Genomic DNA, 25,130 nt, shown 5'->3' on the forward strand with positions numbered 1-25,130 from the left:
GCACCGCTCCGCCGGGCCGGGTTCTGCTCCTCGCCCAGCCGGGGTCCCTTGTCGACGCCGATAGGGGGTCCCGTTTCCGTGCTGGTTGACAGCTCGAGGAAGCCGGGGAAGTAGCTGCCCTTGCGCAGCTTCGGGATGCGCAGCTCGACCGTGCCGGCCCGCGTCTCCCAGTCCCGGTCGCGGTAGCCGTTGCGCTGCGCCCGGCGCGCGGGGTCCTTCTCCCCGTAGGCCGCGCCTGTCACGGCGCCGACCTCCAGCTCCATCAGCCGTTCGGCCGCGAAGCCGATCATCTCGCGCAGCAGATCCGCGTCAGGGGCCTTCTCCACGAGATCGCGGAAGTTCATCATGTCGGTGGTCATCGGTGAAAGCTCCGGTCCAGGTTGGTGTCAGCAACCAGACCCTACCGGAACAGCGCCGGTGACCACCTCCGACAGGACTACACCACGCTGGGGGACAGCATCGGTGGAGGCGCCAAACTGACGGGTTGCGCCCGCCTCTTGTGGTGGTTCAAACTTGCGGCGCGATCGATTTCACCGAGGTGCCGCGCATCGAAAGCGGAGCCCCGCGCCATGACGCAACGCCGCAGCCATATGAAAGCCCGTCTTGGGGCGCTGTCCATGATCGCCTTCCTGGTTGCGACACAGGCGGGCGCTCAGGCAAGTGGGAGCGATTTCCCGACTGCGAAGGAGATCTGGCGGCATCTGTACCCGCCGCCCGACCAGACCTCCGAGCCCGAGCCCGAGCCCATGGCTGCACCTGCTCCGACCCCCAAGCCCACACCACCCGCTTCGGCCGCACCCCGACCAAGCGCGCCTGCTACCGAGACCTCGCCAAGTGCACCTGCTGCTGCGTCCCGGCCGAGTGTGCCCCAGGCCACCACGATCGTACCGTCCCGCACGCTGGCTCAGGCGCGGGTCGTGATCCACTATCCCGAACGCGGCGGATACGAGCGATCCGAGGAGTTGGTCCGCCTCCTGCGTGCCGCAGGCACCGCCGAGGTCGAGACCCGCCCGGTCCGTTATTCGGTCGAACGGCAGAGCGTCCGCTATTTCCACGCAGCCGACCGGGACGTGTCGGGCATCATCGGCGACATGGTAGGCGGAGGCGGTCGGGCGACTGTGTCCGACTTTACCCATTTCCAACCGTCGCCCAGGAACGGCACCGTTGAGATTTGGTTGCCCTAGTCTCTGTTCTTCCTTCTGTGTGACTTTAGCGGCGGCACGGCACCGCGGCCGCCCTCAGAGCGCGTATCCCCGACTGCGCTTCGCCCTCAGCAGGATCAAGAAGGCGGCCTCTGCCTGTTGAGGCTCGTTGAACCACTCCGTCCGGCTCCGGCCCGAGGTCCCGATCCGCCCCCTGTGGCGGACCACCCCGCACTCGCCGGGATCCGGCGTCGATGAGCAGCACCATGTTCTTCGGCGTGATCAGCGCGGTGCTAATCGCGGAGGCGGCCACGGCGATGATCCTCTACGGATGGATCCGCGTTGCGCGAGAAAACAGCTTCGACTGGCACTCCGCGGGGGCGATGATCACGGGCTGCGGGATCAGGATCATCTCGATGCTGATCTACCGTGCGGCCTGAAGGCGCGGCTCACCTGGTGGCAGATGCCCGCCGCGTCCTCGTTCGGGAGCCGGAACAGGGCTTCGATCATTGGTCGTCGTCCTCCTCATGCGTGCCGTCGCGCTTGGCGCAGTCGGTCAGCGTCTCGTGGATGTCCTCGGCCAGGCTGACCCTCTGCTCGAAGGTCAGCCGGGCGATGATGCGCTCCTCCGTCGGCGGCCGCGGGTCGTCCTCGGCGCAGAGGCCAGCACTGCGCTCGGCCGTGTGGTGGAGCAGGAAGCGGCGGGGGTGCGCGGCGAGGGTCATGCGGACGCCGACACGGACGCTCGCGCACGCTTCTGGATGATCCCTACGGGCGCAGCTTCAACCACGGACAGATTCGGCGCTGTTCCGAGGTTCAAACCTTGTTTTGCGTTTGTCCGACCTGTGTTCCGGTGATATGTGCTTGATTCTAAGGGGTCCGCCTCGGATTGCAAATCCGTGAAGACCGGTTCGATTCCGGTACCCACCTCCAAGACCTCCCAAGCGCATGATCTATCGTTCCCTGACCACCCTTGCCGGCGCGGCGCTCGACCCGCTGGCGCGGCGGGGAGGGTGGCGGGCGCGGTTCGGGCGTGACCTCGAGGGGCTGCCGCGGGGCGCGATCTGGCTGCATGGCGCGTCGGTCGGCGAGATCGCCTCGGCCGCGAGCCTCGCCGCCGCGCTGTCGCGGGAGTTTGCGGTCATCGCGACGGCCAACACGCCGACCGGGCGCGATGCCGCGCTGGCGCAGGGACTGCCCGCCGTTCTCGCCCCGCTCGACCTGCCCCGCGCCCACGACCGCTTCCTCGACACCCTCGTGCCCTGCGTGGCGGTGACGCTGGAGAGCGAGTTCTGGCCCAATCGCTCGGCCGCCCTCGCCGCGCGCGGGATACCTCAGGTGCTGGCCGGGGCGCGGCTTTCGGCGCGTTCGGCGGCACGGTGGAGGCGGCTCGGGGGGCTGCTGCGGCCGATGCTCGCGCGGTTCGATGCGGTCTCGGCGCAGGACGAGGGCAGCGAGGCGCGGCTGCTGGCGCTCGGCCTGCCGCGGCGCGTGCTGCTGCCGCGGGTGAACCTGAAGCTGCAATCCGCCCTCGCCCGTCCGGTGCTGCCGCATCCGCCGACGCGGCTGCTGACGCTGCTCGCCGCCTCGACCCATGCGGGCGAGGAGGCGCCGGTCCTCGCCGCCTGCCTGGCCCTGCGCGCGCAGGGTCTGCCGCTGCGCCTCATCCTCGCCCCGCGTCACCCACAGCGGTTCGACGAGGTGGCCCGGCTGATGACGGCGGCCGGCCTGCCCCCGGCGCGCCGCTCGCAGGGGGCGGATGCGAGCGCCGGGACCCTGCTCGCCGACAGCATGGGCGAGATGGACCTCTGGTATGCCGCCGCCGGGCTCGTCTTCACCGGCGGCTCGCTGGTTCCGCTGGGCGGCCATACGCCCTGGGAGCCCGCGGCGCAGGCCTGCGCCCTGCTGCACGGCCCCCATGTCGCGAATTTCACCGCCGCCTACGACATGCTTGACGCAGCGGGCGCCTCGGCCCATGTGACCGCCGGGACCATGGCCGGCATGATCGGCCGACTGATGGCTGATTCGGCTGCCCTGGCCCGGATGGGGGCGGGGGCGCGGGCAGTTCTGGCGTCGCAGGCCGGGGATTTGGCCCCTCTACTGGGGGCGATCCGTAGACTTGGACAGGAAACGCCCTTGCCGCAGCGCAACTGAATGCCGAGAATGGCATATGTGAGTGGGGGGAAAGCCGATGATCCGTTATGCGCTGCGCTGCAGCGAGGGGCACGAGTTCGAAGGCTGGTTCCGCTCCTCGCAGATCTTCGAGAGCCAGCGTGACGACGGTCTCGTCACCTGCACCCGCTGCGGCATCACGGCGGTCGATCGCGCGCTGATGGCCCCGGCCCTGCCATCGCGCCGCGCCAAGGCCGTCCCGGATCGCCCCGCACCAGAAGCGGAGGCGCCCGCGCCCGACCCGGCGGAAATCGCCCGCTCGATCGCCGAGCTTCGCGCCCATGTCGAGGCGAACTCGAACTATGTCGGCATGCGCTTCGTCAGCGAGGCTCGCGCCATGCACGAGGGCCACGCCCCGCATCGCCCGATCCACGGCGAGGCGAAGCCGGAGGAGGCCCGCCAGATGATCGAGGACGGGTTGCCGGTCGCGCCGCTGCCGTTCCTGCCGAAGCAGCGGATGAACTGAGGGGTTCGGGCGGACAGGCCGGACGCGCTCGCGGCGGCCTACTCCCGCCCGTCGAACCGCACGAAATCCATCACGCTTCCCTCGCCGGGGCTGACCGCAGCCCAGTCGTCTCCCTGGAAATCCACGACCAGCGTCGCCGCCGTCGGATAGCGGCGGAAGTCGGAGGTCAGCGGCGGGCGGGCGGGAAGGCCGGCTGCGAAGGCGGCGATGCCGGGGTTGTGGCCGATCATCATGACCGTCGGCGCGGTGGCCGTGCGCAGGATGGCGAGCATCTGCGCCGGTTCGGCGTGGTAGAGGCTGCGCTCGAAACGGATCGCCGGGAGGACGGCGAGGGCGGCGCGCTCGACCTCTTCCCAGGTCTCGCGGGTGCGGGCCGCGGTCGAGCAGAGGACCTCCTCCGGCTCGTAGCCGCGACTCGCCAGCCAGTCGCCGAGCTCGCGGGCCGAGCGGCGGCCGCGGGCGTTCAGCGGCCGGTCGTGGTCGGGCAGCGACGGGTCGTCCCAGTCGGATTTCGCGTGGCGGGTGAGGATCAGGCGGCGGCGGCCCGGTGGGGTCATCGGTGGAACTGCCTCATGTGATAGGCCGACTGCCCGGGGAGCCTGCCATAGCCTTGACCCGCGGGGCAAGCGCGGCGCGCGAGGCAACCGGCGGTCATGCAGTCGGCCCCGCCGGGCCGGTCGAGCTGGCCGTGGCAGGCGGCGAGGTCGTATCCCGCGGGGCCGAGGGCACCGACCGGGCAGGCGCTCAGGCAGGGGCGGTCGGGGCAGGTCTCGCAGGGGGCCGGCCGGGCCGGCGGCGCCGGGCAGGGGGCGTCCAGCAGCACCGCGCCGCGGAAGCTGGCCCAGAGGCCCATCCAGGCATGGACCAGCATGCCGACGGGCGACACCCAAGCGCGGCCCGATGCCACAGCCCAGGCCTGAAACGGCGGATAAGGCGGGCCGTCCGAGGGCAGCACCGCCCGTCCGTCCCAACCGGCTGCAAGCGCCCCGATCACCCGCGCCGACCAGCGGTCCACCGGGTTGGGCTCGCCGTCCTGCCATTCGGGGCTGGCCACCAGCACCTCCCAGAAGCGCGCCCCGTCCGGCGCCAGCAGGACCGCTGTGCCGCCCGCCTCCGGGGCGAAGCCCGCGACGAAAAGCCCGTCAGGCGGCGAAGGGGTCAGAGCCCGCTGCCCCCTTGGCGCAGCCCGTGCGGCTTCACCCGCGGCTCGGTCGAGCGGATCAGGCTGCCCGCGCCCAGTTCGGTGAACAGCTCCAGCAGCCCGGCATGGGGCACCCGGCCGTCCAGGATCACCACCGCGCGCACTCCCTCGTCGAGCGCGGCGAGCGCGGTCTCGGTCTTGGGGATCATGCCGCCCGCGATCGTGCCGTCCTCGATCATGGCGCGGACCTGGTCGGGGTTCATCTGCGTCAGCACCTGCCCCGAGGCGTCCTTGACCCCCGCGACATCGGTCAACAGCAGCAGCCGGTCGGCCTTCAGCGCCCCGGCGATGGCACCGGCGGCGGTGTCGCCGTTCACGTTGAAGGTCTCGTTGTCGGCCATGCCGGTCGCCACCGGGGCGATCACCGGAATCAGCCCGGCGTTGTAGAGGTCGCGGATGATCTGGACGTTCATCTCGATCGGTCGCCCGACGAAGCCCAGTTCGGGGTCGTCGGCCTCGCAGACCATCATGTCGTCGTCCTTGCCGGAGATGCCGACCGCCCTCCCCCCCGCGTCGTTGATCGCCTGCACGATGCGCTTGTTGACGAGGCCCGAGAGGACCATCTCGACCACCTCGACGGTCTCGCGCGTGGTGACGCGCTTGCCGCGCACGAAGCGGCTCTCGATCCCGAGCCGGCCGAGCAGGTCGTTGATCATCGGCCCGCCGCCATGGACCACGACCGGATGGATGCCGACATGCTTCATCAGCACGATGTCGCGCGCGAACTCGGCCATGGCCTCGTCGTCGCCCATGGCGTTGCCGCCGAACTTCACCACCACCACGGCGCCCGCATAACGCTGGATATGGGGCAGCGCCTCGGAGAGCGTGCGGGCGGTCGTCGTCCAGTCGCGGTCCATGTGCTGAGCCTTCATCCTCGCATCCCTCGGGTCCGGGCCGCGACGCTATGGCGCGCGGCCTGGGGGTGCAACCGTCACTCGATCCCGGCGATGATGGCGCGCAGGGCGGGGATGCCCTCACCCTTCTCCGACGAGGTCACGACCAGCTGCGGGAAGGCCGCCGGGTGGCGCTGCAGCGCCTCGGCCACCTGGGCGAGTGTGTCCTCCATCGCCTTCGGGCCGATCTTGTCGGCCTTGGTCAGCACCACCTGGAACGGCACCGCCGAGCGGTCGAGCAGCGTCATGATCTCGTGGTCCACGTCCTTGACGCCGTGACGCGAGTCGATCAGCGCGAAGGCGCGGCGCAGCGTCGGGCGGCCGGAGAGATAGGCCTTCAGCAGCTCCTGCCAGCGGCGCACCACCGGCAAGGGCGCCTTGGCGAAGCCGTAGCCGGGCAGGTCCACGAGGTAGCTGCGGGTGCCGAGGTCGAAATAGTTGATCTCCTGCGTGCGGCCCGGCGTGTTCGAGGCCCGGGCGATGCCCTTGCGGCCGGTCAGCGCGTTGATGAGGCTGGACTTGCCCACGTTCGAGCGGCCGGCGAAGCAGACCTCGGGCCGGTCGGCGGGCGGCAGCCCGTCCATCGCGACGACGCCCTTCACGAAGTCCACCGGCCCGGCAAACAGCAGCCGCCCGGCCTCGGCCTCCTCCGTCGAGGGTTCGGGCGCGGGGAGAAAATCGAGCTTCACAGCACCTCCACCGGATCGCCCGGGGCGATTTCGCCGCCTTCCAGCACCTCGACATAGACGCCGAAGTTGCGGTGCATGAACTGTGCCTCGATCTCGGCCGGCATGTCGCCGTCGAGGCGGCCGGCCTTGGTGTCGGCCGAGGTCGCGGCGCAACGCTCGATCCGCTCGCGGACCCGGACCGTCGTGGGGCCGATGCGGAGCGTCATCAGGCGCATGTCGTGTTCGGCGTAGGGCTCCCAGCCGTCCACCCAGAGGTTCGCGCGCCAGCGGTCGGTGCCGAGGGGGCGGCAGAGGCGGCCCTCGAGGTCGGCGAGGCTGGAGAGGGACAGGAGCGAGATGAAGGGCTCGCGCTTGTCGGTCAGCGGCTGAGGGGCCGTCACCAGACGCGCGGCGGGGGCCTTGCCGCTGTCAGCCCAGAGGGGGGCGAGCCAGTCGAGAAGCGCGGCCTCGTCGCGCGCGGGGTCCAGCGACAGCGGCGGGCGCTCCGGATGCGTCAGATGCAGCCGTCCATCCTCGCCCCAGCCGCCGCGGACGCCCTGCAGGGCGGCGGACGCCGCGCCGCGGAGCATCGCCGACTTGGGCAGCCACTTCGTCAGCGCATCCCCTTCTAGGTGATGGAGCGAATCGGCGTGCAGCACGCCCCATTCGCGGTCGCCGGGCAGCGTCCGGCCGGGTTCCAGCCTGACCCGATCCAGCCGCTCGCCGCCGATCGACTTCACCGGGAAGCGGTGGATCTCGGCCAGCCGCCCCGCCGCGGCGGTCATTTCTTCGGCTTGTCCGCCGCCTTCTGGCGCCGGAAGCTCGAGGTGATGTTGCCGAACAGGTCCGGCCGGTGCCCGTGCGAGGACATGATCCAGTATTGCTGGATGATCGTGATGGTGTTGTTCGCGATCCAGTAGAGGACCAGCCCGGAGGCGAAGCCGCCGAGCATGAACATGAAGATCCACGGCATATAGGCGAAGATCATCTTCTGCGTCGGGTCGGTCGGCGTCGGGTTCAGCTTCTGCTGCAGCCACATCGAGATGCCGAGCACAATGGCGAGCGCCGGCAGCGCGACCATGTGCAGCATCGTGCCCGGCGCGGGTGTGGCCCAGGGCAGCAGCCCGAACAGGTTCAGCAGCGACGAGGGGTCGGGCGCGCTCAGGTCGCGGATCCAGCCGATCCAGGGCGCGTGGCGCAGCTCGATGGTGACGAAGATCACCTTGTAGAGCGCAAAGAAGATCGGGATCTGCAGCAGCACCGGCAGGCAGCCCGCGGCGGGGTTGACCTTCTGCGTCTTGTAGAGGGCCATCACCTCCTGCTGGAACTTCATCCGGTCGTCGCCGGTGCGCTCCTTGATCGCCTCCATCTCGGGCTGAAGCTCCTTCATCCGCGCCATCGAGATGTAGGACTTCCGCGCCAGCGGGAAGACCAGCAGCTTCAGCACCACCGTCAGCGCGATGATCGACCAGCCCACGTTGCCGATCATGCCGTTGAGCCAGTGCAGCAGCGAGAAGATCGGCTTCGTGAGGAAGAAGAACCAGCCCCAGTCCACGGCGTCCACGAAGCCCTGGATGCCGGGCGTTTCCTGGTAGCCGCGCAGCACGTCCACGACCTTCGCCCCGGCAAACAGATAGCTCGCCTGATCGGTGCGGGCGCCGGGCTCGACCGTCAGCAGCGGCATCCGCGCCTCGGTCTGGTAGATGTCGGCGCCCGGCGCGTATTTCACCACCGAGGTGAAGCCCTGCCCCGGCGCCGGGGCGAGGGTCGTCATCCAGTACTTGTCGGTGAAGCCGATCCAGCCGTTGGCCGCGACCTGCACGATCTCGGCCGGGCCTTCCATGCCCTGCGGGTCGAGGTCGGCAATGGCCTTGTATTTCAGCTCCTCGAGCGAGCCGTCGGCCATGCCCACCGCGCCCTCGTGCAGCACGAAGAAGTTCTGCGTGTCGGGACGGCCATGCCGGGCGATGATGCCGTAGGGCGCGGCCGAGAAGGCGGCGTCGCCAAGGTTCTCGACCGACTGCGTGATGGTGAAGAGGTAGCGGTCGTCCACCGCGAAGATGCGGCGGAAGATCTGGCCGGCGCCGTTGTCCCAGGCGAGCGTCACGGGCGCGCCGGGGGCGAGTTCGGCGCCGCTCTCGAGTGACCAGAGGGTTGCCGGGCCGGGGACGAGCGCCGGATCGACGCCGGGGCCGGGGAGCCAGCCGTAGACGGCGTAATAGGGCTTCTGGGGCGGCACGTCGGGCTGGGCGTCGGGCGTCACCGGGGCGGCGACCGCAGGCTCGCGCGGGCCGAAGGTCGGCGACAGCAGGCGGACATGCGGCGAGTTCTCGTCGAGGGTCTCGCGGTAGCTGGTCAGCAGCAGGTCGTCGATCCGCCCACCGGCGAGCGAGATCGAGCCCGAGAGCGAGGGCGTGGCGATGGTCACGCGTTCTGCATTCGCGCTCGGGTCCGAGGACGGCGCGTCGAGGCCCGGCGTTGCCGCGGTCGTGGTCGTGGTCCCGTCAGGCGCGGGCGCGGCGGTGCCCGGCGCGGTGGCGACGGCCTCTGGCGCGGGCGCGGTGGCCGGGGGCGGCGGCGCAAAGAGCGTGTACCACAGCACGACCACCAGGAACGACAGCACGGTCGCCAGGATGAGATTGCGGTTGTTGTCGTCCATGCTGGATGCGGGGCCTGTCGGGGGGAGGGGGGAAATCCGCGCCGTTCAACAGAAGGGGGGACGTGAGGTCAAGCGCATTCGCCCCCGCCCTCCCCCAGGTCAACCGGGGCGAAGGTCGGGTATCGGCGGCTCGGCCAGGGCTTGGCGCGTCCCCGCGGCGCCCATGAGCGCCGCGAAGTCGAAGAGCGACGGGTCCGCCAGATGCGAGGGCCGCACGTTCATCAGCGCCCGGAACATCACCTGACGGCGGCCGGGCGTGCGCGCCTCCCACTCGTCCAGCAGCCGCTTCACCTGCACCCGCTGCAAGCCGTCCTGACTGCCGCAGAGGTCGCAGGGGATGATCGGATAGCCCATCGTGCGGGCGAAACGGTCGCAATCGGCCTCGGCAACGAAGGCCAGCGGCCGCAGCACCGTCAGGTCGCCGTCCTCGTTCAGCAGCTTCGGCGGCATCGCCGCGAGCCTGCCGCCGTGAAAGAGGTTCATGAAGAAGGTCTCGAGGATGTCGTCGCGGTGATGGCCGAGGACCACCGCCGCGCAGCCCTCCTCGCGGGCGATGCGGTAGAGGTTGCCGCGCCGCAGCCGCGAGCAGAGCGAGCACATGGTCCCGCCGGGCGCGATCTTGTCGGTGACGATGGAATAGGTGTCCTGGTACTCGATCCGGTGCGCGACCCCGCGCTCGGTCAGGAACTGCGGCAGCACCGTCGCCGGGAAGCCCGGCTGGCCCTGATCGAGGTTGCAGGCCAGAAGCTCCACCGGCAGCAGCCCGCGCCATTGCAGCTCGTGCAGGACGGCCAGCAGCGTGTAGCTGTCCTTGCCGCCCGAGAGGCAGACCAGCCAGCGGTCGCCCTCGCGGATCATGCCGTAGGTGTCGATCGCCGCGCGCACCTCGCGCACGAGGCGTTTGCGGAGCTTGCGGAACTCGGTCGAGGACGGGGCGCCGCGGAACAGCGGGTGAATCTCGTCCGCGTCGATGTAGGCGAGGTCGTTCATCGCGGTGCCCTCTCGCGCGGTCTCGGGACGGGGTCGTAGCCGTGGCCGCCCCAGGGATTACAGCGGGCGAGGCGACGCAGCGTCAGCCAGCCCCCGCGGAGGCCGCCATGCGTGGCGAGCGCCTCGAGCGCATAGGCCGAGCAGGTCGGCTGGAAGCGGCAGCCATGGCCGAGCCAGGGCGACAGAAGCAGCCGGTAGGCGTGGACGGGCAGCGACAGGATGCGCGCGAGCAGGGTCATCGCCCGCCCCCGTGGACCCGCGCCATGGCGGCCTCGAGGTCGGCGGTCAGCGCCGCGAAGTCGCGCGTTACTGTGGCGCCGGGCCGGCCGACGAGGACGTAGTCCCAGCCGGGCCGGGCCAGACGCGGCAGCACCTCGCGGGCGACGGCGCGCAGCCGGCGCTTGGCGCGGTTTCGGGTCACGGCGTTGCCGATCTTCTTCGAGCAGGTGAAGCCCACCCGCACCGCCTCGCCGCCCTCCGGCCCGCGGTCACGGGCCTGCAGCAGGAAACCGGGCGTGCCGTGCCGCCGGGCCGAGGCCGCCTTGAGGAAGTCGGCGCGCCGGGCCATGATCTCCAGACGCGGAAGCCCCGCCGGCTCGGGCGCGGGCGGGGTCATGCCGTCAGGCTCGGGCGTGCACGGCGCCGCGAGGCGGGCCATGCCGGCTGGGCTCAGGCGCTGAGGACGCGGCGGCCCTTGGCGCGACGCGCGGACAGGACCCGGCGGCCGCCCTTGGTCGCCATCCGCGCCCGGAAACCGTGCCGGCGGGCGCGAACCAGGTTCGAGGGCTGGAAAGTGCGTTTCATCGGTCTTACTCCGGGGTATCACGGTGTCTGCGGCTGCGCGGCACATCAGGGCCGGCCCAGGCAATGGGGGGGCGAATTGCGAAGCCCGGCAGATAGCGGCGCCCCCGGACCAAGTCAAGCCGCGCGCACGAGGGAGGACACCTTGGCTGTTTTCGACGAGACGAACGACGACCCGATGCTGCGCCGCGCCTTTGCCATCGCCCGTGCAACCCGCGACGCCGGAAACCCGGCCTATGGCGCCATCCTCGTCGGGCCCGACGGCTCCCTGCTGATGGAGCAGGGAAACACCTATGCCGAGGGCAAGGACATGACCGCCCATGCCGAGCGCCTACTGGCAACGCGCGCGAGCCGCCGCTGGCGGCCGGATTTCCTCGCCGGCTGCACGCTCTACAGTTCGGCCGAGCCCTGCGCCATGTGTGCCGGCGCGATCTACTGGGCCGGCATCGGCCGTGTCGTCTTCGGGCAGAGCGTGGCGGACCTCGGGCGCCGGGGCGGGGGCGATGTCGACAACCCCACGCTCCCCCTGCCCTGCCGGACCGTCTTCGATGCCGGGCCGAACCGGGTCGTCGTTCGCGGACCGTTGCTGGAAGACGAGGCGGCGGCGCTTCAGCCGGGGTTCCGGGCTGGCGGGCAAGCCGGTTGAGGCCACAGACCCGCCGGGAACCATGGCGCCACCTCGCGGTTTCGTGAGGGGCAGCCGATCACCAGAATCGCTAAGTCGCGGGCGGCGACCCGGCGGCGTTCATACCGGACGAAATGAAGCTCAACACACTATCAGGCCGATTCGCCATCCTCACGCTGCTGTTCGTGGTGCTGGCCGAGGTCTTCATCCTGCTGCCCGCGGTGGCGAACTTCCGCCTCGATTATTTCGAGGCGAGCCTCGAGCGTGCGCAGATCGCGAGCCTCGCGCTGCTCGCCAGCGACGCCGCCATCGCCGCCGACCTCGAGCGGGAACTGCTGCAGAACGCGGGCGTCTACAACGTCGTCCTGCGCCGCGATGACGTGCGCCAGCTGGTCCTCTCGTCGCCCATTCCGGGCCCGGTGGCCGCGACCTACGACCTGCGCGAGGTCTCGTTCTGGGGCAGCATCCGCGACGCCCTGGCGCGGTTGGCCGATCCCGAGCCGCGGGTGATCCGCGTGATCGGCGCCCCGGTGATGGGCGCCGGGCAGCTGATCGAGATCACGCTCTCCACGGCGCCGCTCCGGCAGGGGATGATCGACGCGGGCGCGCGGGTGCTGGCGATCTCGGCCCTTTTCTCGATCCTGACGGCGCTCCTGTTGAACCTCGCGGCGCAGCGCCTGATCCTCGTTCCGATGCGCCGCGTCATCTCGCACATGTCGGATTTCGCCGAGGCCCCGGGCGACAGCCGCGCCATCATCCGCCCCACCGCGCGCACGGTCGAGCTGCGCGAGGCCGAGACCGCCCTCGAGATCATGCAGACCCGCGTGACCAGCTCGCTGCGGCAGCGCGAGCGGCTGGCCAATCTCGGCGAGGCGGTGGCGAAGATCAGCCATGACCTGCGCAACATCCTGACCACCAGCCAGATCTTCGCCGACCGGCTGGAGGACAGCGCCGACCCCGCGGTGCGCCGCGCCGCGCCGAAGCTGGTCAACTCGATCAGCCGCGCCGTGAACCTCTGCGAGACGACGCTCGCCTACGGCAAGGCCGAGGAGCCGGCGCCCTCGCTCAGCCGCTTCAGCGCCGCAGGGCTGATCGCCGAGGTTGTGGAGGCCGAAAGCCTCGCCGCGGGCGACGCGCCGGTGGAGTTCGTGACCGACGTCGCCCCCGGCCTCAAGATCCGCGCCGACCGGGACCAGCTCTACCGGGTGCTGGCGAACCTCGCCCGCAACGCCCGCCAGGCGATCGAGGCGACGGCGCGGCCCGGCACCGTCGAGATCGGCGCCTCCGAGGACGAGGCGCTGTGGTGCCTGCGCGTCGGCGACACCGGCCCCGGCCTGCCCGAGAAGGCGCGCGACGCGCTCTTCAAGCCCTTCGCCGCGGGCGGCCGCAAGGGCGGCACCGGCCTCGGCCTCGCCATCGCCGCCGACCTCGTGCGCGGCCATGGCGGCCGGCTGGAGCTGTTCCGCAGCGACGAGACCGGGACCGAGTTCCGCCTCTATCTGCCGCGCGACCTGCAGGACTTCGCGCCCGACCGCTGACTTTCCCGCTTGCATGTGCCGCGCGCGCGCCCTAGATCACGCGCCACGACGGACCCGTAGCTCAGCTGGATAGAGCACCAGACTACGAATCTGGGGGTCGGGCGTTCGAATCGCTCCGGGTCCGCCATTTAGCCTATTGCTCCCCTTGAAGTTTTACGTGAGGGTAGTCGGCCTTTTAAGGGCCGGCTTGCAGCCGGTTTGCAAACGCTGTTCGGGCTGTTCTCGAAGGCAAGAATCGCGGCCCGGGACAGACAAAGGGTCTTAGCCAGATACTTCTAAAGAATCCGTGTTGCAGACTGCAGCGATCGCGGGCGTCACGGTCGGCTTCCACCATTTCCGTCAGCGGCTCGCGCGGTCCGGTGATCGCCGCAGGGGCGCCGTGCTGGATGAAGGTGTTAAGGTGGGTCACTTCCTTGGTCGTGATCTTCAGCAGGGTCGGGATCATCGCCGGATCGGCGGCGAGATAGTCGATCCGCTAGCCATCCATGGCCCAGGCCTTGGTGAAGGCGAAACAGCTGATCGTCCGCTCGCGCATTCCCGGCAGCGACGCGATCGAGATGCGGCGGTTACCATCGAAGACGATTTCCTCATAGACCTCGTCTGAGACCACGATGAGGTCGTGTTCGATGGCGAGCGCGGCTAGTTCGTCCAGCTCCTCGCGTGAGTAGACGCGCCCGGTCGGATTGCAGGATTCACGAGCGCAATCGCCTTGGTGCGCTGAGTGATCCTCAGCTCGATGAGGTCGGATCGGATGCGGAAACCTGCGGCCGCGTCCAAGGGGGCGGTAACTACCCGGCCTCCGGCGAGTTCGATCTTGCCGATGTGCTGCGGGTAATAGGGCTCGAGCAGGATCGCCTCGTCACCCTCGTCGATCAGGGCCATAAAGGCGGCGAAACTGGCCTGCGTCAGGCCGTTCGTCACCAGGATGCCGTCGGGCCCGACGGCGATGCCGTTGTCGCGGCGTAGTTTCTGATCCAATGCAGCCCGAAGTTCAGGCAGCCCGGCAAGGTCGCTGTAGTGGACATGGCCGGCTCGCAGCGCGGCGATGGTCGCTTCCCTGATATGCTCGGGAGTGTCGTGGCTGGGCTTTCCCAGTTCCAGATGGATCAGGTCGCCCGCCATCTCCGCGGCGCGGCGGACCATGCCGAAATCCTTCTTCGAGGTGGCGGTCACTCGGCGGGCGAAGTGGGGCATGGCGGTCCTCTCGGTGTGCTTGCCGGCGCGGGTCCGGCCAGTAGGGTCTCAGTTCACAAGTCGGAGCGGAGGGCGAGATGATGGCAAGGACGGATCCGGTGATGGACCGGGATTTCTCGCTCGACTCGGTTCAGGGGCTCGACGCGCTGTTCGCGCGGCGCCGTTCGGCGGCAGAGGCCGCCCTCTCGCGCTGTTCTGCGACCCGCGTGGCCTACGGACCGCAAACTGCTCACCGGATGACTCTGATGGCTCCGTCCGGCGCGCGTGGTCCGGCGCCGGTGCAGATGTTCATTCACGGCGGGTTCTGGAAGTCGCTGGACGCCGACAGCTTTGCCTTTCTGGCCCCCGCCTTCGTGGAACATGGCGCGCTGCTCGCGCTGATCGACTATCCGTTGATCCCCTCGGTTCGGATGGCGGATCTGATAGCGGCGTGCGCGGAGGGCTTGCGGTGGCTCCATGCCAACGTCGCCGCGCATGGCGGCGACCCGGAGCGGCTGCACATCTCCGGTCATTCCGCCGGAGGGCATGTGGTCGCCGAATTGCTCGACATGCCGGCGCTGAGCCCGATGATCCGGGGCGTGACCGCGATCAGCGGCATCTATGACCTGGAGCCGGTCACGCGCTCGTTCCAGAACGCGGACCTGGGCCTGACCGCGGAGGAGGTGGCCCGCTTCAGCCCGCTCAGCCGCGAGATCAGCCCGGACGCGCCCTTGCTGGTGGCCGTGGGAGGCGCCGAGACGGCGGAGTTCCTGCGCCAGTCGCGCGCCTTCGCCGCGCGCTGCGACGCGCCGTGCCTCGAGGTTCCCGGCGCGAACCACATCACGGTCCTGCTGGACGAACTGGCGGTTCCGGGCACCGGCTTTCACCGGGAGGTGCTGAGGCGGATGGGCCTGCCCGGCTGAAGATCCGGGCGGCGCCCCGCCCGAATCGGTGTTGTTTGCGCGGCCGACGTTACTGCCCGCTGACCTCCGCCAGTGCGGCGTCCACCCGTGCCATGTCCCACTGGTCGAGCGTCGTCAGCTCGCCGTCCGCCACCCCCCAGATCAGGTAGGGGCCGGTGACGTCGCCGTTCTCGTCGAACTTGATGGGGCCTGTCGCGCCCTCGTAGGTGATGGGTTCACCGGCCGCGATCAACTCTTTGGCTTTCGCGAAGCCCTCGGGGCCCGGATAGATGGTGGTGCCCTGCCCGCCCGTGACCTCGCGCACGGCATCGCGAATGGCCGTGCCGTCCGGCGCACCGGCCTTCTCCAGCGCCAGCAGCGCGACCGCCGTCGCGTCATACATGGTGTGAAGGCCCGGCCCCTCCGGCGGCGAGCCCTTCTCGGCGGTCCAGGCGGCGTTGAAGGCCTCGACTGACGGGCCTTCGGTCTGAGCGTTGTCGATGCCCACCGCCTCCGTCAGGTGCTGCGCGCCGACGGCTTCGACATATTCCCGCGCCCGCATCGCGTTCGAGAGCAGCAACTGCTTGCTGCCGCCGAAGGCCAGCCACTCGCGCGTGATCGTGGCGCCATCGGCCGGGAAGGCCACCAGGAACAGCGCATCCGGCTTGCCCTTCAGCGCGGCGCTGACCTCGGCCCGGTAGGACGCCTGCTCCTGATTGTAGCCGACGACATCCGTGACCTCGATCCCCTGCGCCTCGGCCGCCGCGGTGAAGTTCTTTGCCATGGCGTTGCCGTAGTCCGAGTTCACGTAGATGATCGCGACGGACCCGTAGCCTTTCTCCTTCGCGATCTTGGCCATGACGACCGCCTGCGGGCGGTCTGTGGGCAGCGTGCGGAAGAAGTAGCCCTGCGTTCCGCCCTCCTCCGCAAGCTCGGTGAAGGTTGGCGCCGAGGAACAGCACGAGATCTGCGTGACCTTGCTGGGCACCGAGACCGAGGTCAGGATCGGCAGGCTGACGCCCGAGGCGATCGCGCCGAGGATGACCGGCGAGCGGTCGATGGAGACGAGCGTCTTCGCGGCATCGACGCCGACATTGGGCTGGCCCTGATCGTCGCGCAGGACGAAATTCAGCTTGCAGCCCGCCGCGCCGCCGGCCTCGTTGAAGTGGTCGACCGCAAGGCGACCGGCATCGCCGATGGCCGAACCGATGGCCGCGTTCGGGCCGGTGATCGAAAGCACCGCGCCGATGTTGATGGTGCAGTCCTGCGCCGCCGCCGACTGCGCCGCCGCGATCGCGGTGGCTGCCGCAAGGCAGGCCAAAAGCCTCTGTCGGATCATGGTTGTTGTCCTCCTCCTCCTGTGGACCAGTTCCTGTCCTTTGCAACCGGCGGCGCATTGCTCCGCCCGAAGCGCGCTCCTCCCGCGCGCTCGCCGATCATGCCCTGCGGCCGGAACAGCAGCGTGGAGACGATCACCAGCCCGATCAGCATGGTCTGGATCGCCCCGGCCTGCGCGTGGAACCCGACGGGAACCAGCCGCGAGATCAGCAGCCCGCTCATCGTCCAGAGGCCCCAGACCGTCACCGCGCCGACCAGCGCACCGGCGTTGTTGCCGCTGCCGCCCACGATCAGCATGGCCCAGATCTGGAAGGTCAGGATCGGCAGGAAGTCGAGCGGGCTGACAAAGCCGATGAAGCCGACGTAGAGGCCTCCCGCGAGGCCGGTCAGCATGCAGCCGAGCACGAAGGCCTGCAGCCGGATCGCGGCGATGTTCTTGCCCAGCGCACGTGCCGCGACCTCGTCCTCGCGCAGCGCGTTCAGCAGCCGGCCCCAGGGCGAACGCACCACCGCCTCAAGCGCGAGATAGATGATGCCGACGGTCGCCAGCATGGCGGCCAGGAAGACGAGGCCGTAGAGGTCGGGATCGTCGAAGCGGTCAGCGAACGGCCGCGGCAGGCCGACGAGCCCGTTGGCGCCGCCGGTGAGCGACTCGAAGTTCAGCGCGACGAGCTGGATCGAGATGGCGATGCCGAAGGTCGTGATCGCGAGGTATTCCCCCCGCAGCCGCAGCGTGGCGAGGCCGACGATGAGGGCGGCGATTCCCGACAGCACCATCCCGCCAAACAGCGCGAGTGGAAACGGCAGCCCGAAGCCGCCGATCAGCGCGGCGCGGTCGGGTCCGGCGAGGATGGCCGTCCCGTAGGCGCCCACGGCGTAGAAACCGACGATCCCGGCGTTGAAGAGCCCGGTATAGCCCCATTGCAGGTTCAGCCCCAGAACAACGATCGCGTAGATCGACGCCACGGTCAGGAAGAACACCAGATAGATGGCCAGACCAGTCATCGCGCGACTCCGAGGGCGCCGAAGAGGCCGCCGGGCCGGATGAACAGCACCGCCAGCAGGATCAGGAACGGCACCGCCGGCTTGTATTCCGGCGGAATGATCAGGACCGACAGCGACTCGGCCAGCCCGACGATCATGCCGCCCATGAGCGCGCCGGTGACGTTGCCCAGACCGCCCAGGATCGCCGCGGTGAACAGGGGCAGGATCAGGTGGAAGCCTATCTCGGGCCGGAGTTGCACGCTCAGCCCGTAGAGAACCCCCGCGATCGCCGCCATCGAGCCGCCGATGATCCAGGTCCAGCGCGTGACCCGCGCCACATCGACGCCGTTCACCCGCGTCAGGTCCGGGTTCTCGGCCAGTGCCCGCATCGACAGTCCGAGCGTCGTGCGCTGCAAGAACAGGTGCAGCGCCAGCCACAGCGCCGCCGTCAGGCCGAAGGTGAACACCTGATCGGGCAGCAGCATCAGCCCCGGCAGCACCTCCACCGCGAAGGTCAGCTCGTTAGAATAATACTGCGCCGAGCCACCGAAGATCAGCAGCACCGCCATCCGCACCAGCAGCGCGACGCCGAAGGAGGCGAAGACCAGCGTCATCGACTCGCTGCGCCGCGCCCGGAGCGGGCGGAAGACGGCGGCATCAGCGGCGAGCGCCAAGGCCGAACTTGCCGCCATCGCAACGACGATCCCGATAAGCAGCGGTAGCCCGAAGGAGAACGGCGCGATCGCCCCGACCAGCGGCGGCAGCACGGCCACGACCGCGAGGGCCACATAAGCGCCCCAGGTGATCAACTCGGCATGGGCGAAGTTGGCGAAGCGCAGGATGCCCATCGTCAGCGTCAGCCCGATCGCGCCCAGCGCGATGATCGAGCCGTTCAGCAGCCCGTCAGCTATGGCTTGCAGCATGACCCCTCCGGTGGCCGCCGCCCAGATAGACGCGCCGCATCTCGGGATCCTGCGCCAGCTGGTCCGAGCGCCCGTCGATCGCGTTGCGCCCGTCCGCCAGCACATAGGTGCGGTCTGAAATTCGCATCGCCGCCTTCACGTTCTGCTCGACCATCAGAATCGTGGTGCCCGCGGCCGAGAGCGCCACGAGATGCTCGAACACCTCGCCGACGAGGCGCGGAGAGAGGCCAGCGCTCGGCTCGTCCAGCATCAGGATCGCGGGCTGGATCAGCATGGCGCGGGCCACCGCCAGCATCTGCCTCTGCCCGCCCGACAGCGCCCCGGCCCGGTGGCGGCGGTGCCGCGCCAGATCGGGGAAGCGGATCAAGGCCTCGTCGATCCGCGACGAAGCCAGATCGCGCGACAGCGACGACGCGCCGAGGCGCAGGTTCTCGGCCACCGTGAGGCTCGCGAACACGTTCCCGAGTTGCGGGACATAGGCCAGGCCGACCGACTCGAGGCAGTGGGTGGCGATCCCAGTGGCAGGTTTGCCGTCTATCGTGACGGTGCCGCCGATCACCGGGATCAGCCCGGCGACGGCCTTCAGCAGCGTGGACTTTCCGGCGCCGTTCGGACCGACCACGGTGACGAATTCGCCCGCCTCGACGCGCAGATCGACGCCGTGCAGGATCGGCAGGTCGCGGCGGTAGCCCGCCACGAGCGCCTCGACCAGCAGGCGCGGCACGGGCGCGCTCATGCCGCCTCGCCGCCCAGATAGGCGTCGATCACGTCGTCGCGGGCCATGATCTCGGCCGGCGGCCCCTCGGCGATCTTGCGGCCTGCCGCCATGACCACCAGCCGGTCGGCCAGGGCGGTGATGAAATCCATGTTGTGTTCGATGATCAGGAAGGTCATGCCGCGCCGGTTCAGCTCGGCGATCCGGTCGGTGATGATCTCCAGCAGTGCCGGGTTCACGCCCGCCCCCGGCTCGTCCAGCAGCACGATCCGCGGCCGCGACATCAGCGCCCGCGCCAGCTCCACCAGCTTCTGCTGCCCGCCCGAGATCGCGCCCGCAGGCTGATCGGCGACGCGCGCGAGGTTGCAGAACTCGATGATCGCGTCCGCCTCGTCCCGCAGCCGCCGCTCGGTCGCGGCGACTGCGCCGCGGCGGACCCAGTTGTTCCAGAAACGCTCGCCCGGCTGGTTCTTCGCCGCCAGAATTACGTTGTCGCGCACGCTGAGGCGGGCGAATGGGCGGGCAATCTGGAAAGTGCGCGCCAGTCCCGCGGCGAAGATGCTATGCGGCGGCAAGCCCGCGACCGGCTGCCCGTCGAGGCGGATGTCGCCTGTGTCGGGGACAAGCTCGCCGCAGACGGTGTTGAAGAGCGTGGTCTTGCCCGCGCCGTTCGGCCCGATCAGACCCGTGATCCGCCCCGCCTCGACCTCGAAGCTGACGTTATCCACCGCGCGCAGCCCGGAAAAACTGCGGCTCACCCCCGAGAGGCTGAGCACCCCCCCGGCGCCAACGAACTCATCGGATTGCATCAGTCTGGGACTCTCGGGTGCGACATTGACGCACAGGCTAGATTTGATCATATGATCACGTCAAGCACCAAGGGGCAGGCCATGATCGAGCGCAGGACCATCAACTCGGGCTCGGTGTTCGAGGAACTGGCCGGTTACTCGCGCGCGGTGATCCAGGGCGACTGGGTCTTCGTCTCGGGCACCGCCGGTTACGACTTCCAGACGCGCGAGATCTCGCCCGACCCGGCCGAGCAGGCGCGCCAGTCCCTCAGGACCATCGCCGCCACGCTCGAGCAGGCGGGCGCGAGCCTTTCCGACATCGTCCAGGTCCGGGTGTTCCTGTCCGACCGCGCCCATGTCGAACCGGTCTCGCGCGTCCTCGGGGCCACCTTCTCCGATCCGCGGCCGACCAACACCACCATCATCTGCGGCTTCGCGATGGAGGAGATGAAGGTGGAACTGGAGGTCACGGCACTGAAACGCGGCGCGTCGGGACAGAACCCGAGCCCCTCCGCTCGGCGGTGACAGTAGGGGCGCACGGATGATCGTAGAGGCGCCTCCGACGCTCTGGCACGCGACGACGGCGGCCGCGCCCGTTCGCCCGGCCGCGGCCGGAGAGATGGAGGCCGATCTCGCCATCGTCGGCGGCGGCTTTGCAGGCCTCTCGTCCGCGCTCCATGCGGCCGAAGCGGGCCTCTCCGTGATCCTTCTGGAAGGCGCGACTCTTGCCTGGGGGGCGAGCGGCCGCAACGCCGGTTTCGTGGTGCCGAACTTTGCCAAGGTGGACCCGGAGGACGTCGTTGCGCGACTGGGCGATGAGCGCGGCCGGCGGCTCGTGGGCTTCGCTGCCGGCTCGGCCGATCTGGTCTTCGGACTCATTCGCCGGCACGGCATTGCCTGCGACGCGCTGCAGTCCGGCTGGATACAACCCGCGCCGACGGCAGCCGCCCTGAGCAGGACGCATGAGCGCGCGCGGCAATGGGCTGGGCTTGGCCGACCGGCCGAGCCTCTGGGCAAGGCGGAAGTCACGGCGCTGACGGGTGCGCAAGGTTATCTCGGCGGCTGGATCGACCGTTCCGGCGGCGTGCTGAACCCGGTGGCCTATGCCCGCGGCCTTGCCGACGCGGCAGAGGCGGCAGGGGCGCGGGTCCATGAGAACAGCGCCGTCATCTCGATATCGGGTGACGGCCACGGCTGGAAACTTGGCACGGGCGGGGCGATAGTCCGCGCGCGACGGGTGGTCCTCGCCACCAACGCTTATGGCGCGGCAATCGCATCCGCCGCGGCGCGCTCGTTCTTCCCGCTCCGCGTGTTCCAGATCGCGACCGAACCGCTCCCCGCATCGGTGCGCGAGCGAGTGCTGCCGGGGGGCCAGTGCGTCTCGGACACCCGGCGCAATCTCTTCACGTTCCGCTTTGACGCCCAGAACCGGCTCATTTCGGGCGGGATGCATGTCCTCTCGGCCGGGGCCGAGACGAGGGTTCCGCGCGAGATCCATGCGCGGCTCGCCCGCCTGCTCGACCTGCCAGACCTTCCGCCCATCGCCTTCGCATGGTCGGGTCAGGCGGCGGTGATGCCGGATTTCTTGCCGTGCGTGATCGAACTCGGGTCAGGCCTGATCGCACCCTTCGCCTGCAACGGCCGCGGCATCGCCATGACCACGGCCCTCGGGCCCGAACTCGCCGCATGGGCAGCAGGACGCCCGTTGGGGGAGTTGGCACTGCCCTCAGCTGCACCACAGCCGATCCCGCTCCACGGCCTGATGCGCCACGCGCCGAACGCGCTCCTGCCATGGAGCCGACTTCGTGACCGATGGGACGAGCGGTCATCGGCTGAAAATTAAACGAAAATCGGGTCACCAAGCGCCGCTTCGGCTTGGCAGCGCAAAGTTTACGGCTCGATCCGAAAGCAGCGTTCCAGATGCCAGTTGCCGCTTTTTCTGAACAGCAACTACAACATCACCAGATTGCAAATCTGGGGGTCGGGCGTTCGAAACGCTCGGGTCCGCCATTTAGCTCCTTGTTTTCAGCGCACGGGGCCGTGGCAATTCAGGCTTGCTTGACGGCCAGCCTTTCCCCCGCCTGTGCATCGGGCTACCGCAAACCCCCCGAAGGGGTCAGCGGTAACCGCAGTTCCAAGCCTGCCGCTACAGAGACGCGCGGGGCCGCGCGCCTACTCCGCCCCGATCACCGCCTGCGCGGACACCGCGCAGAACACGCCCTCGCTCGCCTCGCATGCCTCACCTTCCGCCAGCGGCGCAATCTCCGCGGCGTCCTCGCCGATCTCCACCCGCCAGCGGTGGACATAGGCCGACGCCTCTGCCCCCGGCACATAGGGCTCGACCGCGAGCGACGTCGCGCCGCAGCGGATCGCGTGGATCTCGGTCTCCGCTTCGGTCAGGACCCGGCCCAGCACCGCGGCCCGGCCGAGGCATTCCTCGGCCGTCTCGGCGGGGGCGAGGGACAGGTGCGGCGGGCCGCCTGCCGCGGCGGTCAGGACGATCAGGATCGGCTTCAGCATCGTCACGCCTCGCCCACGACCTTGTCCAGCACGGGTGTCAGCCGTGCCACCGTGCCGTCCACATCCTTGAGCTTGTCGATCCCGAAGAGGCCGAGGCGGAAGGTGCGGAACTCCGGCCCCTCGCCGACCTGCAGCGGCACCCCTGCGGCGATCTGCGCACCCTCGGCGAGGAAGGGGCGGCCGCTCTGGATTTCCGCGTCGTCGGTGTAGCTCACCACCACGCCCGGCGCGCCGAAGCCCTCGGCCGCGACCGAGCGGACGCCGCGCCGCGCCAGTTCCTCGCGCACCGCGCGGCCGAGCCGCCACTGGGCGTCCCGCGCCTCGGCAAAGCCCATGTCGCGCGTCTCGGCCATCGCGTCGCGCATGACCAGCAGCGCGTCGGTCGGCAGGGTCGCGTGATAGGCGTGTCCGCCGCCCTCGTAGGCGGCCATGATCGCGCGCCATTTCTTCAGGTCGAGCGCGAAGCTGTCCGAGGTGGTCGCCTCCAGCCGCTCGAGCGCGGCCTTCGAGAACATCACCAGCCCGGCCGAGGGCGGCGCGCTCCACCCCTTCTGCGGGGCCGAGATCAGGACGTCCACACCCGTGGCCTTCATCTCCACCCAGACCGCGCCCGAGGCGATGGCGTCGAGGACCATCAGCGCGCCGACCTCATGCGCGGCCTCGGCGAGCGCGGTGATATAGTCGTCTGGCAGGATCAGCCCGGCCGAGGTCTCGACATGGGGGGCGAAGACCGCGTCGGGGCGGGTCTCGCGGATTTTCGCCACCACCTCCTCTACCGGTGGCGGCGCGTAGGCGGCGCGGGGCTCGTTGCCGGCGGGGCGGGCCATCATGACGGTGGTCTCGCGGGCGTTGCCGGCGGCCTCGAAGATCTGCGTCCAGCGGTAGCTGAACCAGCCGTTGCGGACGATCAGCGCATGCGCGCCGCGGCCGAACTGGCGCGCGACCGCCTCCATCGCGCAGGTACCGCCGCCCGGGACCACGGCCACGCCCTCGGCGCCATAGGCCTCGCGCGCGATCCCGGAGATGTCGCGCATGACCTGCTGGAAGCGCTGCGACATGTGGTTGAGGCTGCGGTCGGTGAAGACCACCGAGAACTCCATCAGCCCGCCGGGGTCGAGGTTGGGGTGGATCGGTCCGGTCGCGGGCAGGGTCATGGGGCATCTCCAGATGGCGTCCCGCCCCGCCTAGCACGAAGCGCGGGCGGATGCAGCCCGGCGCCCCCCCTTGCGGCCCGCCCCCCCGGGCACCTACCTTGGTGCAAACAATATCGGATTTTTCGATGCGTATCGGCATCCTCAAATGCGGCGTGGCACCTGACGACCTGCGCGACCGGCACGGCGACTACGACACCATGTTCGAGCGCCTGCTCGCCGGGCGCGGCTTCACCTTCGGCAGCTGGCACGTCGAGGAGATGGAGTTCCCCGACGACGTGCACGAGGCGGACGGCTGGCTGCTGACCGGCTCGAAGCATGGCGTCTATGACGACCTGCCGTTCATCCCGAAGCTCGAACAGTTCGTCCGCCGCGCCTATCTCGCGCATGTGCCGCTGGTCGGCATCTGCTTCGGGCACCAGCTGATCGCGCAGGCGCTCGGCGGGCGGGTGTTGAAGCATGGCGACGGCTGGGCGGTCGGCGCGCATGACTATGCGTTTGGCGGCACGACGCTGACGCTCAACTGCTGGCACCAGGACCAGGTGGCGGAGGCCCCGGCCGACGCGCAGCTGGCAGCGGCGAGCCCGTTCTGCCCGAATGCCGCGCTGATCTACGGCGACCGCGCCTTCACGGTGCAGGCGCATCCCGAGTTCTCGGACGGCTTCATCGACGGGCTGATCGAGCACCGCGGGGCGGGCCTCGTGCCCGAGGAACTGCTCGACCAAGCCCGCGCCCGCCGCGGCGATGCCGATGGCGGCGCGGCCGTGGCCGACCGGATCGCGGCCTTCCTCAAGCAGCCCCGCGCCATGAGGGGGGCCGCCTGATGTATCTCCCGCCCGCCTTCCGCGAGGACCGGCCGGAGGTCATGGCCGCGTTGATCGCCGCGCATCCGCTGGCGCTGCTGGTCACGCACGGGTCCGGCGGGCTGCAGGCGAACCCGGTGCCGATGCTGCTGCGCGGGGACGTGCTGACGGCGCATCTCGCTCGCGCCAACCTGCAGCTCGACGACCTGCGACAGGGGACCGAGACGCTGGCGGTCTTTCAGGGGCCGCAAACCTATGTGACGCCATCGTGGTATGCCTCGAAGGCCGAGCATGGCCGCGTCGTGCCGACCTGGAACTATCTCACCGTGCAGGTTCACGGCACGCCGCGGGTCATTGACGATGCCAACTGGCTGCTGGCGCAGGTGACGGACCTGACCGACGGGCAGGAGGCGGGACGCGCCGACCCGTGGAAGGTGACGGACGCGCCGGAAAAATTCATCGCGGCGCAGCTGCGCGGGATCGTCGGCCTCGAGCTTTCGATCACCCGCATGGACGGCAAGTGGAAGGCCAGCCAGAACCGCAACGACGCCGACCGCGCCGGCGTGATCCGCAACCTCGCGGCGGAGGGCAGCCCCTTCGCCTCAGCGGTCCCGCCTCCCCAGGGGGCTTGATCCGCCACCACCTGACCACCGAAGCACACAAGGGCCGACGCGCCCG

The 25,130-nt window shown here is 69.9% G+C and carries 30 protein-coding genes, 1 tRNA gene and 2 pseudogenes; 12 read left to right on the forward strand and 21 right to left on the reverse strand.

What is annotated here, in order from left to right; translation table 11 throughout:
- Positions 1–74: 74 nt before the first annotated feature.
- A pseudogene (locus GI374_RS13550) lies at positions 75–359 on the reverse strand (transposase); the annotation flags it as partial.
- 558 nt (positions 360–917) lie between these two features.
- On the opposite strand from GI374_RS13550, the gene GI374_RS13555 reads away from it, so the two are divergent.
- Positions 918–1,184, forward strand: a complete 267-nt coding sequence (locus GI374_RS13555; RefSeq protein WP_154337608.1) for a hypothetical protein — start codon at positions 918–920, stop codon at positions 1,182–1,184.
- Between the two features lie 54 nt (positions 1,185–1,238).
- On the opposite strand, the gene GI374_RS19850 is transcribed toward GI374_RS13555, so the two are convergent.
- Positions 1,239–1,370, reverse strand: a complete 132-nt coding sequence (locus GI374_RS19850; protein ID WP_370515354.1) for a WGR domain-containing protein — start codon at positions 1,368–1,370, stop codon at positions 1,239–1,241.
- A gap of 26 nt (positions 1,371–1,396) precedes the next feature.
- On the opposite strand from GI374_RS19850, the gene GI374_RS13565 reads away from it, so the two are divergent.
- A complete protein-coding gene (locus GI374_RS13565; RefSeq protein WP_154337609.1) occupies positions 1,397–1,582 on the forward strand; it encodes a hypothetical protein in 186 nt (61 codons plus the stop codon).
- Between the two features lie 66 nt (positions 1,583–1,648).
- Here GI374_RS13565 and GI374_RS13570 read toward each other — a convergent pair whose 3' ends face one another.
- Positions 1,649–1,867 carry a hypothetical protein gene (locus tag GI374_RS13570; protein ID WP_154337610.1) on the reverse strand — a complete coding sequence of 73 codons (219 nt, stop codon included), beginning with the start codon at positions 1,865–1,867 and terminating at the stop codon, positions 1,649–1,651.
- Positions 1,868–2,090: 223 nt separating this feature from the next.
- Here GI374_RS13570 and GI374_RS13575 point away from each other — a divergent pair, with 223 nt between their 5' ends.
- Together GI374_RS13575 and GI374_RS13580 are read left to right on the forward strand one after the other, a co-directional pair.
- Positions 2,091–3,296 (forward strand): 3-deoxy-D-manno-octulosonic acid transferase, encoded by a 1,206-nt coding sequence (locus GI374_RS13575; RefSeq protein ID WP_154337611.1) that lies wholly within the window; start codon positions 2,091–2,093, stop codon positions 3,294–3,296.
- 37 nt (positions 3,297–3,333) lie between these two features.
- Positions 3,334–3,780 carry a DUF1178 family protein gene (locus GI374_RS13580; protein WP_154337612.1) on the forward strand — a complete coding sequence of 149 codons (447 nt, stop codon included), beginning with the start codon at positions 3,334–3,336 and terminating at the stop codon, positions 3,778–3,780.
- A 38-nt stretch (positions 3,781–3,818) separates the two neighbouring features.
- Here the strand turns inward: GI374_RS13580 and GI374_RS13585 are convergent, their stop codons facing one another.
- The 10 genes from GI374_RS13585 to rpmH all read right to left on the reverse strand — a co-directional run bounded on the left by GI374_RS13585 (position 3,819) and on the right by rpmH (position 10,995).
- Positions 3,819–4,337 (reverse strand): histidine phosphatase family protein, encoded by a 519-nt coding sequence (locus GI374_RS13585; protein ID WP_154337613.1) that lies wholly within the window; start codon positions 4,335–4,337, stop codon positions 3,819–3,821.
- Positions 4,334–4,834: a ferredoxin gene (locus GI374_RS13590; protein ID WP_370515355.1), complete on the reverse strand. Its 501-nt coding sequence runs from the start codon at positions 4,832–4,834 to the stop codon at positions 4,334–4,336. Before GI374_RS13590 ends, GI374_RS13585 begins: the two co-directional genes overlap by 4 nt.
- Positions 4,835–4,938: 104 nt before the next feature.
- Positions 4,939–5,838 carry an acetylglutamate kinase gene (gene argB / locus GI374_RS13595; RefSeq protein WP_154337686.1) on the reverse strand — a complete coding sequence of 300 codons (900 nt, stop codon included), beginning with the start codon at positions 5,836–5,838 and terminating at the stop codon, positions 4,939–4,941.
- 74 nt (positions 5,839–5,912) lie between these two features.
- Positions 5,913–6,563 (reverse strand): ribosome biogenesis GTP-binding protein YihA/YsxC, encoded by a 651-nt coding sequence (yihA, locus tag GI374_RS13600; RefSeq protein WP_370515356.1) that lies wholly within the window; start codon positions 6,561–6,563, stop codon positions 5,913–5,915.
- Positions 6,560–7,327 (reverse strand): MOSC domain-containing protein, encoded by a 768-nt coding sequence (locus GI374_RS13605; RefSeq protein ID WP_154337615.1) that lies wholly within the window; start codon positions 7,325–7,327, stop codon positions 6,560–6,562. Before GI374_RS13605 ends, yihA begins: the two co-directional genes overlap by 4 nt.
- Positions 7,324–9,201, reverse strand: coding sequence for a membrane protein insertase YidC (gene yidC / locus GI374_RS13610; RefSeq protein WP_154337616.1), 1,878 nt, complete (start codon positions 9,199–9,201; stop codon positions 7,324–7,326). Before yidC ends, GI374_RS13605 begins: the two co-directional genes overlap by 4 nt.
- 99 nt (positions 9,202–9,300) lie before the next feature.
- Complete coding sequence (ttcA, locus tag GI374_RS13615; protein WP_154337617.1) at positions 9,301–10,191, reverse strand: tRNA 2-thiocytidine(32) synthetase TtcA; 891 nt, start codon at positions 10,189–10,191, stop codon at positions 9,301–9,303.
- Positions 10,188–10,430: a membrane protein insertion efficiency factor YidD gene (gene yidD, locus GI374_RS13620; protein WP_154337618.1), complete on the reverse strand. Its 243-nt coding sequence runs from the start codon at positions 10,428–10,430 to the stop codon at positions 10,188–10,190. The genes ttcA and yidD overlap by 4 nt, the downstream gene beginning before the upstream one ends.
- Complete coding sequence (gene rnpA, locus GI374_RS13625; protein ID WP_195759929.1) at positions 10,427–10,807, reverse strand: ribonuclease P protein component; 381 nt, start codon at positions 10,805–10,807, stop codon at positions 10,427–10,429. Before rnpA ends, yidD begins: the two co-directional genes overlap by 4 nt.
- Positions 10,808–10,860: 53 nt before the next feature.
- Positions 10,861–10,995 carry a 50S ribosomal protein L34 gene (rpmH, locus tag GI374_RS13630; protein WP_154337620.1) on the reverse strand — a complete coding sequence of 45 codons (135 nt, stop codon included), beginning with the start codon at positions 10,993–10,995 and terminating at the stop codon, positions 10,861–10,863.
- Between the two features lie 142 nt (positions 10,996–11,137).
- On the opposite strand from rpmH, the gene GI374_RS13635 reads away from it, so the two are divergent.
- The 3 genes from GI374_RS13635 to GI374_RS13645 all read left to right on the forward strand — a co-directional run bounded on the left by GI374_RS13635 (position 11,138) and on the right by GI374_RS13645 (position 13,282).
- Entirely contained in the window at positions 11,138–11,638 is a 501-nt protein-coding gene (locus GI374_RS13635; RefSeq protein ID WP_229583252.1) for a nucleoside deaminase, read from the forward strand.
- Positions 11,639–11,751: 113 nt separating this feature from the next.
- On the forward strand, positions 11,752–13,155 hold the full coding sequence (locus tag GI374_RS13640; protein WP_154337621.1) for a HAMP domain-containing sensor histidine kinase: 1,404 nt from the start codon (positions 11,752–11,754) through the stop codon (positions 13,153–13,155).
- A 50-nt stretch (positions 13,156–13,205) separates the two neighbouring features.
- Positions 13,206–13,282, forward strand: a tRNA-Arg gene (locus GI374_RS13645).
- Between the two features lie 348 nt (positions 13,283–13,630).
- On the opposite strand, the pseudogene GI374_RS19310 reads toward GI374_RS13645, so the two are convergent.
- Positions 13,631–14,349, reverse strand: a pseudogene (locus GI374_RS19310) (pyridoxal phosphate-dependent aminotransferase).
- Positions 14,350–14,426: 77 nt separating this feature from the next.
- Between GI374_RS19310 and GI374_RS13655 the strand changes: the two are divergent.
- Positions 14,427–15,251, forward strand: coding sequence for an alpha/beta hydrolase (locus GI374_RS13655; protein WP_154337622.1), 825 nt, complete (start codon positions 14,427–14,429; stop codon positions 15,249–15,251).
- 49 nt (positions 15,252–15,300) lie between these two features.
- Here GI374_RS13655 and GI374_RS13660 read toward each other — a convergent pair whose 3' ends face one another.
- Genes GI374_RS13660 through GI374_RS13680 form a run of 5 tightly spaced genes read right to left on the reverse strand, consistent with a single transcriptional unit; the run spans position 15,301 to position 19,999 of the window.
- On the reverse strand, positions 15,301–16,569 hold the full coding sequence (locus tag GI374_RS13660; RefSeq protein ID WP_154337623.1) for an ABC transporter substrate-binding protein: 1,269 nt from the start codon (positions 16,567–16,569) through the stop codon (positions 15,301–15,303).
- Entirely contained in the window at positions 16,566–17,573 is a 1,008-nt protein-coding gene (locus GI374_RS13665) for a branched-chain amino acid ABC transporter permease (RefSeq protein ID WP_154337624.1), read from the reverse strand. The genes GI374_RS13660 and GI374_RS13665 overlap by 4 nt, the downstream gene beginning before the upstream one ends.
- Positions 17,570–18,475 carry a branched-chain amino acid ABC transporter permease gene (locus GI374_RS13670; RefSeq protein ID WP_154337625.1) on the reverse strand — a complete coding sequence of 302 codons (906 nt, stop codon included), beginning with the start codon at positions 18,473–18,475 and terminating at the stop codon, positions 17,570–17,572. The genes GI374_RS13665 and GI374_RS13670 overlap by 4 nt, the downstream gene beginning before the upstream one ends.
- Entirely contained in the window at positions 18,456–19,211 is a 756-nt protein-coding gene (locus GI374_RS13675) for an ABC transporter ATP-binding protein (RefSeq protein ID WP_154337626.1), read from the reverse strand. Before GI374_RS13675 ends, GI374_RS13670 begins: the two co-directional genes overlap by 20 nt.
- Positions 19,208–19,999: an ABC transporter ATP-binding protein gene (locus tag GI374_RS13680; protein WP_154337627.1), complete on the reverse strand. Its 792-nt coding sequence runs from the start codon at positions 19,997–19,999 to the stop codon at positions 19,208–19,210. Before GI374_RS13680 ends, GI374_RS13675 begins: the two co-directional genes overlap by 4 nt.
- 81 nt (positions 20,000–20,080) lie before the next feature.
- Here GI374_RS13680 and GI374_RS13685 point away from each other — a divergent pair, with 81 nt between their 5' ends.
- Together GI374_RS13685 and GI374_RS13690 are read left to right on the forward strand one after the other, a co-directional pair.
- Positions 20,081–20,503, forward strand: coding sequence for a RidA family protein (locus GI374_RS13685; RefSeq protein WP_154337628.1), 423 nt, complete (start codon positions 20,081–20,083; stop codon positions 20,501–20,503).
- 16 nt (positions 20,504–20,519) lie between these two features.
- A complete protein-coding gene (locus GI374_RS13690; protein WP_154337629.1) occupies positions 20,520–21,821 on the forward strand; it encodes an FAD-binding oxidoreductase in 1,302 nt (433 codons plus the stop codon).
- 329 nt (positions 21,822–22,150) lie between these two features.
- Here GI374_RS13690 and GI374_RS13695 read toward each other — a convergent pair whose 3' ends face one another.
- Positions 22,151–22,504, reverse strand: a complete 354-nt coding sequence (locus GI374_RS13695) for a hypothetical protein (protein WP_229583259.1) — start codon at positions 22,502–22,504, stop codon at positions 22,151–22,153.
- Positions 22,501–23,652 (reverse strand): aminotransferase class V-fold PLP-dependent enzyme, encoded by a 1,152-nt coding sequence (locus GI374_RS13700; protein WP_370515357.1) that lies wholly within the window; start codon positions 23,650–23,652, stop codon positions 22,501–22,503. Before GI374_RS13700 ends, GI374_RS13695 begins: the two co-directional genes overlap by 4 nt.
- A gap of 125 nt (positions 23,653–23,777) precedes the next feature.
- Here GI374_RS13700 and GI374_RS13705 point away from each other — a divergent pair, with 125 nt between their 5' ends.
- Both GI374_RS13705 and GI374_RS13710 read left to right on the forward strand, forming a co-directional pair.
- Complete coding sequence (locus GI374_RS13705; RefSeq protein WP_154337631.1) at positions 23,778–24,473, forward strand: type 1 glutamine amidotransferase; 696 nt, start codon at positions 23,778–23,780, stop codon at positions 24,471–24,473.
- Positions 24,473–25,084 (forward strand): FMN-binding negative transcriptional regulator, encoded by a 612-nt coding sequence (locus GI374_RS13710; protein ID WP_154337632.1) that lies wholly within the window; start codon positions 24,473–24,475, stop codon positions 25,082–25,084. The genes GI374_RS13705 and GI374_RS13710 overlap by 1 nt, the downstream gene beginning before the upstream one ends.
- The last annotated feature ends 46 nt before the right edge of the window (positions 25,085–25,130 follow it).

Origin of the sequence: Paracoccus sp. S-4012, from assembly GCF_009674885.1 — a bacterium.
Taxonomy (GTDB): Bacteria; Pseudomonadota; Alphaproteobacteria; order Rhodobacterales; family Rhodobacteraceae; genus Paracoccus.